Genomic DNA, 3,057 nt, shown 5'->3' with positions numbered 1-3,057 from the left:
GGATGGTGACTTCGTAACGTAATTGAGTAGTTATGTGCACGCGCAATAGCGCCTGAGAGGGTCAGTTATGGGTGTGGAAACGGTGATGGTTCAAGGGCTCCGGCGCAGCGACGCAGCGGAGCTCGACGCGCGGATTCGGCGGGCCAAGGCCGCGCTGGGCAAACGTGCGGTCATTCTCGGCCACCACTATCAGCGCGAAGAAGTCTATCGCCACGCCGACTTCCACGGCGACTCCCTGCAACTCTCCCGCGCCGCCGCTGAGCAGGAGGCCGAGTTCATCGTCTTCTGCGGCGTTCACTTCATGGCGGAAGTGGCCGACATTCTCAGCCGTCCAGAACAGGCCAGCATCCTGCCGGACCTCAATGCCGGCTGCTCCATGGCCGACATGGCCGATATGCCACAGGTGCAGCGTGCCTGGGAGGAACTGGCAACGGTGATCGATGTGGAGCGGGAGGTCACCCCCGTCACCTACGTGAACTCTTCGGCCGCGCTCAAGGCCTTTTGCGGCGTCCACGGCGGCACGGTCTGCACCTCCTCCAATGCCCGCAAAGTGCTCGACTGGTCTTTCCAGCAACGTCCCAAGGCCCTGTTCTTCCCCGATCAGCATCTGGGACGCTGGACCGGGCATCAACTGGGTATTCCCCTGCGCGACATGCCGGTCTGGGACCCCAACTTGCCGCTGGGTGGCCTCACGCCGGAAGAAATCCGCCGTGCCAAAATCCTGCTCTGGAAGGGACATTGTTCCGTCCACCAGATGTTTCAGCCAGCCCATATCGAACGCTGGCGCCGCGTGCATCCCCAGGGGCAGGTGATCGCCCATCCGGAAGCGTCTTTTGAAGTCTGCGAGCGGTCCGATGCCGTCGGCTCCACGGATTTCATCCTGCGCACGGTCAAGGCTTCGCCGCCCGGCAGTGCGTGGCTGGTAGGCACAGAAATCAATCTGGTCACCCGTCTGGCCGACGAGGTGCGCGCGGAGGGCAAAACCGTGGAGTTCATGTCGCCCATGGTCTGCATGTGCTCCACCATGTTCCGCATTGATCCAGAGCAACTGGCGCGTTCGCTGGAAAATCTTCTTGCGGGCCAGGTGGTCAACCGGATTCAGGTAGACCCGGAGACCGCCGCCCAGGCCCGCCTGGCGCTCGAACGCATGCTGGCGGTTTCCTGACGGACACCATGGGGCAACCGTCTGCGGTGGCCGACCGGGCAACGGAATGGTCCTTTACCCAGCGCGGCCTGCATGCCCTGCTTTACGGCTACACCCGCTTTTATCAGGGGGGGCACTGGGAGCCCAGCAGCGTTCCCGAAACCGGGCCGGCCATCCTCGCCTGCAACCACGTCTCCGTGCTCGATCCCTTGTTCCTGGTAGCCAGCAACCGCCGGATGATTTCCTTTCTGGTCGCCCAGGAATATTACGACAAGGCCTGGATGCGCCGCCTGCTGGAGCAGACCTATAGCATCCCCGTACGCCGCGACCGCCGTGACGTAAGTGCCCTCCTGCAGGCGCGACGGTTATTGGAAGACGGACGGGTGCTGGGCATATTTCCCGAAGGTGGGATCAACCGCGATCAGACCCAGAAAGGCGTTGCCTGGCTAGTGCGGGAAAGTGCCGCCCCGGTGGTGCCGGCCCATATCAGTGGCGCGCGGCAAGGCCGGTCCGACCTCACCACCTGGCTGCACCGGCAGCGGCCCCTGTTGCGTTATGGCGTGCCCCTGCATTTTCATCGCGATGTCAGCGCCGCCGAGGTGCTCGGCGCCACCATGAGCGCCATCGCCACCCTCGCATGACGGCATCCCCGCCTTTGCGGTACCATAGGCGATATTTTTGGCAGAATAATCCAGTGATAGTTACAGGGAGTGCGTCATGTCCGGGCATAGTAAGTGGTCCACCATCAAATTCAAGAAAGCGCTGAAGGACGCCAAGCGCGGCAAGATTTTCACCCGCCTCATCCGCGAAATCACGGTGGCGGCGCGGGCAGGCGGCGGTGATCCGGCCAGTAATTCCCGCTTGCGTCTTGCCCTGGACAAGGCCTACGGGGCCAATATGACCAAAGATACCATCGAACGGGCGATCAAGCGCGGCACCGGCGAGCTGGAAGGTGTGGACTACGAAGAAGTCACCTACGAGGGCTATGGCCCCGGCGGTGTCGCCATCCTGATCGAGACGATGACCGACAACAAGGTGCGTACCGTCGCTGAAGTGCGCCACATATTTTCCAAGCGCGGCGGCAATATGGGTACGGCAGGCTCGGTGGCTTATCAGTTTAAAAAGCTTGGCCTGATTGTTTTCCCGGCGGATGCGGACGAGGACCGGATTCTGGAAGCGGCACTGGAAGCAGGTGCTGAAGATGTGGTCAATGAAGGCGAGCGGATCGCCGTTTATACGGCCCCATCGGATCTTCACAGCGTGGTTTTGGCCCTGGAAGCGGCGGGGCTCAAGCCGGAAGAAAGTGAAATGACGATGATTCCGGAGAATACGATCGAAGTCAGCGGTGAGGAGGCGGAGAAATTGCTGCGGCTCATCGATTTCCTCGAAGAAAATGATGACGTACAAAACGTCTACGCCAACTACGAGATCAGTGACGAGGAAATGGCCCGCCTGGAAGCAGCCTCCTGAACCCGCGGCGGCGCTTCTGGCGGATACTGCAGCCATGGCGCTGAATGCGGGCGCATCGCCGGCATCCCTGCCGAAGACGGCGGTGCGGATCATCGGTATTGATCCCGGTTCTTTGCGCACCGGCTACGGCATTATTGAATCCGACGCGGCTGGCCAGCTCCGGCATGTGGCCCACGGTTGCCTAAATGTGGGGGGGCAGCCCTTTCTGGAGCGCATCGGTGCCATCTACCGCGAACTGAAACAGGTCATCGGCGACACACAGCCCGATGTCGCCGCCATTGAGCAGGTGTTCATGGCGCGCAATGCCGACTCTGCCCTCAAGCTGGGGCAGGCACGGGGAGCAGCACTGGTCGCCTTGCTGGAAGCCGGGTTGCCCGTACATGAATACACGGCACTGCAGATCAAAAAAGCCGCCGTCGGTGGTGGCCATGCGGCCAAGGAGC

At 61.9% G+C, this 3,057-nt stretch carries 4 protein-coding genes; all 4 read left to right on the top strand.

Annotated elements, in window-relative coordinates; genetic code table 11:
- Positions 1-67 precede the first annotated feature (67 nt).
- Complete coding sequence (nadA, locus tag AC2VNK_RS08640) at positions 68-1,165, top strand: quinolinate synthase NadA (RefSeq protein ID WP_486883476.1); 1,098 nt, start codon at positions 68-70, stop codon at positions 1,163-1,165.
- An 8-nt stretch (positions 1,166-1,173) separates the two neighbouring features.
- Complete coding sequence (locus AC2VNK_RS08635) at positions 1,174-1,785, top strand: lysophospholipid acyltransferase family protein (RefSeq protein ID WP_486883475.1); 612 nt, start codon at positions 1,174-1,176, stop codon at positions 1,783-1,785.
- A 76-nt stretch (positions 1,786-1,861) separates the two neighbouring features.
- Positions 1,862-2,614, top strand: a complete 753-nt coding sequence (locus tag AC2VNK_RS08630) for a YebC/PmpR family DNA-binding transcriptional regulator (RefSeq protein WP_291523671.1) — start codon at positions 1,862-1,864, stop codon at positions 2,612-2,614.
- An 82-nt stretch (positions 2,615-2,696) separates the two neighbouring features.
- Positions 2,697-3,057: crossover junction endodeoxyribonuclease RuvC (gene ruvC / locus AC2VNK_RS08625; protein WP_486883477.1), on the top strand; the 361-nt coding region annotated here is incomplete at its 3' end.

The organism is Acidithiobacillus sp. TH-A35 (assembly GCF_057473505.1).
This window is presented reverse-complemented; position numbering and strand designations above follow the sequence as displayed.